We start from the raw sequence: 4,699 nt of genomic DNA on the forward strand, positions 1-4,699 counted from the left end.
CATACAGCGAATTGCAGAAGCGCTCTTGATAGCGGTCATCGAGGCACTGGGCAGCATCGGTCAAATTGGGCTCTTCGCATCGCTCCTGCCGCGCCTTCTGAACGTCCGCTTCGGGTGTAAACGGACGCGCAGCACGGGTAGAGAACGTTTTAATTAGCCTGAAAGCACAAATAGTGGCCAAAGAGCACAATTATCGTGGCAATCCACAGCTTGGGGACGCCTGGCTCCAGCCAGACACCTATCTTGAGAATGGACGCGCAAAGCTGGGGCCCTAATCTTAGGCGGTCAGAGATGGTGCGGATCTATCTGGAAGTGCGGCGCGGCTGTTCGATCATTAGAGACTGATAGCAGCTCGACATTCAGGCACTAAAGCGGCATCTGCCGCATCTTGGTGCCTGCTTTGATAGGCATCTCGTACATGGTTGGCGGGGACAACAGTTCTGTAACCTGAACGATTTCAGGCCACCGCCAAACAAGCATCGATGCAACCTGGTTGAACGGGGTCTTCTGATAGGCAGGTGCCAAGGCGAAACCATGCAGGCCGGATTTTCGCAATGCTGCCCGTTCTGCCTGGTTCTTCAGAACGCGATGATCGCCGGTAACGAAGATCCAAACGTCGTTGCTTCGTCTTAGAAAGTCGATCCATTCGACATCGGCGGAATGCCTGCCGTTGGGCAAGTCTTCGATTTCAGAGACATGATGGGCAGAGTGCCCCTGATGCCTGATGAAGCCGTCCAGGGTCTGGGCAAAGACGATTGAGGTGCAGTTGTCAAAGAAGACTTTCACGCCGCCTGCCGCTGCTCCAGCGATGCCTCAAAGTCCAATGCGTGCCGAATGGACAGTTCTGTCACGTTATAGGCCTTGGCGGTCGCGGCGATGCCTTGTGCCTTTGCCACATTGGCCAGGATCGATGTCGGCACACTCGAAACGGAATCGATCGGCGCCCCAAACGCCCGGTTCGGTGTGACCATGACATGAACCCTACGGCCCCGCGGCCACCAGGCGGCCGGGTTACCGTCATCGCCAAAGTCTACTGTCTTCAGGATGGGGTCGATCACGCCGTTGAACTCGTACTGGCGCTTGAACAGGTTCAGAAGGCGCTCGCGATCTTCGCCGTCTTCTCCTTCCTCGATCACATGGAGGAATATTTCCCGACCATCGGTGCGGAAACGGTTTGTCGAAAGCGGGTGACCCTGCTGGATTATCTCGGCAGCCTCACGAATAGCAGCGCGGACTTTAAGGGCAGAGACGCCATAATTGATAAAGGCAGCGGCTACGCGCACCTCCATCAGGTCGCGGAAGCCCAGCTGGAACTTACCGTCCCCCAGGTCTATTTCAGGCTGCCACAGGGGCTCATAGGATTTGCCGCCGGCCTTGTGACCGCGCAACCACCGGCTGATCTTACCGGCAGGCACGTCAAGCAACCGGCCGGCCTCTGCCGGCGTGTAAAGTCCTACGCCGATCAGATTTCCCATTGCACACCCCGTTTGACGTTCGTCAAATCGATAGCACACCAGAGAGGGTGTAGACCAGATTAGTATTCGCCCCCTGCGAACTCAACGGGCCGCGCCCACCATCTGCGCGAACGGGTCCGCCTCGCCGCTGTCGTCACCGGCCAGGATGTTCGCCACGGTCGGGACGCGGACCCCGAACTTGCCCAGAAATGCCTGCTTTATGGCCGCCCCTCCCGCTTGATCATCTTCGCAATCGCCGCCCGGATCGCATTCCGGGTCAGCATGTGCAGCGGCATGTCCTGGACCGTGCTACGGCCGATGTGGTGAGCGGTGATCGTGGTCATGCGTGCTTCTCCTCGATGATGGTTTTGTGCCACGGCGCCAGCGTCGGCAGCGCCCCAGTGATCTCGATCGTGTCGAGCATCCCCGGCCTGCTCAGCATGGCCCACATGTCCAGCAACGCCCCGCACCATGCCACATAGTTCCGGCGCTTGGCCGCGACCATGCTGGCGGTGCCGGTGTAGCTGATGGCGCAGACCTGCCCGACGTGCTCACGCCTGTGGCGGCGGTGGTCACGCCAGATCCACAGGCTGCCGATCTGCGCGGTACCGGCCACGAAGCACCCCTTCTCGTCGCTCCAGTCCCACCCGCAGGGCGTGATGCTGATGCGATCCCCCTGCCCCCAGTCCGGCGCGCTGCGGGCGCGGGCCAGCACGGCAATCTGCGTGGCCATGCGCCGGCCGCCGACGTGATCCGGCAGAGCCTCGACTGCAGCAGCGATGACCTGCGCATCGCGGTGAGGGTCGCTGGTCCCTCCCCCGTCGACAGTGACGCCGACCTTGTGCCGTTCGGCCATGATCCAGAGTGTGTCGACGCCTGGCCGGTCGAACTCGTGGGCGCCGTAATGATCGAAGTCGAGCACGGCCTTCTCGGTAAGGAAGGCCCACGCCAGGGCGTCGGTGATCGACATGGCGCGGGTGATGCGGCATCCGGTGGTGATGGACTTGTGAAGGCTCATGCGGGACTTACCAAATCTTTATGCATCTTATGAGCGTCACATGCAGTTTTTCTCCGGGAGAAAGAGGATCTGTCAAAATGCGCTTCATCGAACTTAACCAGCTTGGCAGCGACGGTGCCCGCTATTCCATCTCGGTTTCGGTCACTCAGATTGTCAGAATGACAGCCCAAGCAGATGACCGTTGTATGCTCAGCCTTACGGACGGAACGGCGGTTACAGTCACGGAAAGCTATGACTCCGTCGCGGGTCTCTTGATGGATTCCGGAGCTACGTACATTTCGGAAAAGGTCACGCACCGACCGCCACACAGTCGGTGATCTATTGAAGAGCTGGCGGGACTGCGCCCTACCTCCCCTGCTAGCTTTTATAGCGTCAGAGAACCTGCTCATGCCGCAGTGTCCTTCCCGTACCGGACCGCGGCCAAGAGCCGCTGCTGGCCATCCATCGAGGGCTTGCCTTTCTCGCCCAGCACCTCGACGCACAGGAACGCCTTCCAGCGTGCCAGAGCCAAAGACCCCTGGACCTCCAGCCGCAGCGCGACGACCTCGATCTTGTTGCCGCCGATCAGCAGCTCCGCGATGGCCAATTCCTCCGCCGGCGTGAAGGCCGGGGCCATCTTCTCCAGGTGCTTGACGATGGCGCGCTCGGGCAGGCTTCGCGCACCCCAAGGGCGGACGGTGGTCTGCAGCTTGGCGGCGGCCGGGGCTGCGAAAGGCCATACCGCGGGCTTATTGACCGGCTCTTGAGCGCAGGTTGGTTTGGGCGGCAAGGGCGTAGCAGTTGCTGGCGTGGCGTTCTCGATCGGCTTTTGCACCGGCACGGCATCGGCGGCGGTATCGACCTTGGCTGCGACCTCTGGAAGCGTCAGGCTTCTGTCAGGCTAAACAAGGGCTGCTGCTTCCAGCAGCGATGAAGCCTTCTTCGAGTGAAAGACGAACTCAGGCCCGTGGTGCTCGATGGAGCCTCTGCCTACATACTGCGTCCCCTGGTCGTGCTCTGCTTCCTAACCTTGGACCACGGAATGCTGGAGTTTTTCGGCTTGGTCATGGCGACGGGCTGGCTGAGCCGCCGGGTCAAAACATCGATGCGACCGCCCTGCGAAGCTTCTGTTGGATCGTCGTGGTTCTGATGAATTCCTCATCCTTGAGGTAGGTCTTTCCGTGAAGCTCCACCCTATCGTCGAGAGCCAGGTCGACGCCCCAGCACGCGGCCACGTCCGGGTCGATGCCATCCGGCTGACCATACCGCGTGCACAAGATGCCGGGGATCCATTCCGTCACGATCACCGATGGGAGCTTGCTCTCGAGCTCCCGTGCAAGTGCCAGCGAGAAACACCGGGCGCCGGCCTTTGACACCGCGTAGCCGAGCTTTCCCTGCCGGGGATCGTCCCCGGCAAAGCTGCCGACGTTTATGATCCTGCCTTTCTTCTGCACCAACATCTGCGGCAAAAAGGCCCTGACGCAGTTTACTGGGCCTAGAAGGTTCGTCAGGATCTGGTCGTTGATACGATCAGCATTCGAGGACAAAAAATCACATTCATCGAGGATAGCTGCATTGTTGATGAGAATGTCTACCGTTCCGATGTTTTTCTGAATTTCCGTAGCCGCTGTTTGCACATCAAAAAAATCTGCAACGTTACACCTTATCGGGAGGAATGACCTCGGAACGCAGTTTTCTCCCGTGACGTGCAGTTCATGATCATTTCGTGCGATGCCCACGACGACGACCCCACGTGCTGTAAGGCGGCGGGACAGTGCACGACCCAAACCGGCACTTGCTCCCGTCACCACAGCAAGCAGCCTTTTGTTGGTACATGGCAATTGGAGGCTCCCGATCTAAATTTGTCTTGGACGACGCGACCGATCTTCCGTTCAAATATCCGAATCGGCTTGTAATTACCCAATCACAGGATAAGAAAATACTGAACAGTCCCTTCGGCTTTAAGCATAGTGCCAATTCAACGGGGATTCTGCAGTACAAGAAATGTTTGAATGACAAGAAATGCCGGAAGTCGGTCCTGCAATCATAGAGATACAATTAGATGGCGATTCAATAATAGAAATTTCAACTTTAAATAAGGATGTCTGTCAGTACCGTCGCAGTGTTATGTTCAATGACATTAATCAAAATGGGGAGACCCAGGGGAGCAGGGCTCTAGGGTCAGGATGCATTGATTTCGCGGGAACAGCATGATTCACGGCTTTGAAAACGGAGCGGTGACATGAGC

At 58.4% G+C, this 4,699-nt stretch carries 7 protein-coding genes; 1 reads left to right on the top strand and 6 read right to left on the bottom strand.

Annotated elements, in window-relative coordinates; all coding sequences use genetic code 11:
* Window positions 1-366 precede the first annotated feature (366 nt).
* The 4 genes from FHD68_RS17725 to FHD68_RS17735 form a co-directional block, all read right to left on the bottom strand.
* Window positions 367-786, bottom strand: a complete 420-nt coding sequence (locus tag FHD68_RS17725) for a PIN-like domain-containing protein (RefSeq protein WP_139086417.1) — start codon at window positions 784-786, stop codon at window positions 367-369.
* Window positions 783-1,475 (bottom strand): hypothetical protein, encoded by a 693-nt coding sequence (locus tag FHD68_RS17730; protein WP_139086419.1) that lies wholly within the window; start codon window positions 1,473-1,475, stop codon window positions 783-785. Before FHD68_RS17730 ends, FHD68_RS17725 begins: the two co-directional genes overlap by 4 nt.
* 197 nt (window positions 1,476-1,672) lie before the next feature.
* Window positions 1,673-1,798 (bottom strand): hypothetical protein, encoded by a 126-nt coding sequence (locus FHD68_RS19760; RefSeq protein ID WP_280115185.1) that lies wholly within the window; start codon window positions 1,796-1,798, stop codon window positions 1,673-1,675.
* Entirely contained in the window at window positions 1,795-2,472 is a 678-nt protein-coding gene (locus FHD68_RS17735; RefSeq protein WP_139086421.1) for a hypothetical protein, read from the bottom strand. Before FHD68_RS17735 ends, FHD68_RS19760 begins: the two co-directional genes overlap by 4 nt.
* A gap of 77 nt (window positions 2,473-2,549) precedes the next feature.
* On the opposite strand from FHD68_RS17735, the gene FHD68_RS19430 reads away from it, so the two are divergent.
* Window positions 2,550-2,789 (top strand): hypothetical protein, encoded by a 240-nt coding sequence (locus tag FHD68_RS19430; protein ID WP_045983461.1) that lies wholly within the window; start codon window positions 2,550-2,552, stop codon window positions 2,787-2,789.
* A 68-nt stretch (window positions 2,790-2,857) separates the two neighbouring features.
* On the opposite strand, the gene FHD68_RS17745 is transcribed toward FHD68_RS19430, so the two are convergent.
* Window positions 2,858-3,286: a hypothetical protein gene (locus tag FHD68_RS17745; RefSeq protein WP_139086423.1), complete on the bottom strand. Its 429-nt coding sequence runs from the start codon at window positions 3,284-3,286 to the stop codon at window positions 2,858-2,860.
* 259 nt (window positions 3,287-3,545) lie between these two features.
* Window positions 3,546-4,262, bottom strand: a complete 717-nt coding sequence (locus FHD68_RS17750) for an SDR family oxidoreductase (protein WP_341872778.1) — start codon at window positions 4,260-4,262, stop codon at window positions 3,546-3,548.
* Window positions 4,263-4,699: the final 437 nt, after the last annotated feature.

The sequence above is a fragment of the Paracoccus marcusii genome (assembly GCF_006151785.1).
Taxonomy (GTDB): domain Bacteria; phylum Pseudomonadota; class Alphaproteobacteria; order Rhodobacterales; family Rhodobacteraceae; genus Paracoccus; species Paracoccus marcusii.

What these genes read in the sequence shown, in the direction of transcription:
- FHD68_RS17735 (WP_139086421.1), bottom strand. Translation starts at nt 2,472, where the DNA reads ATGAGCCTTCACAAGTCCATCACCACCGGATGCCGCATCACCCGCGCC.
- FHD68_RS19760 (WP_280115185.1), bottom strand. Translation starts at nt 1,798, where the DNA reads ATGACCACGATCACCGCTCACCACATCGGCCGTAGCACGGTCCAGGAC.
- FHD68_RS19430 (WP_045983461.1), top strand. Translation starts at nt 2,550, where the DNA reads ATGCGCTTCATCGAACTTAACCAGCTTGGCAGCGACGGTGCCCGCTAT.
- FHD68_RS17730 (WP_139086419.1), bottom strand. Translation starts at nt 1,475, where the DNA reads ATGGGAAATCTGATCGGCGTAGGACTTTACACGCCGGCAGAGGCCGGC.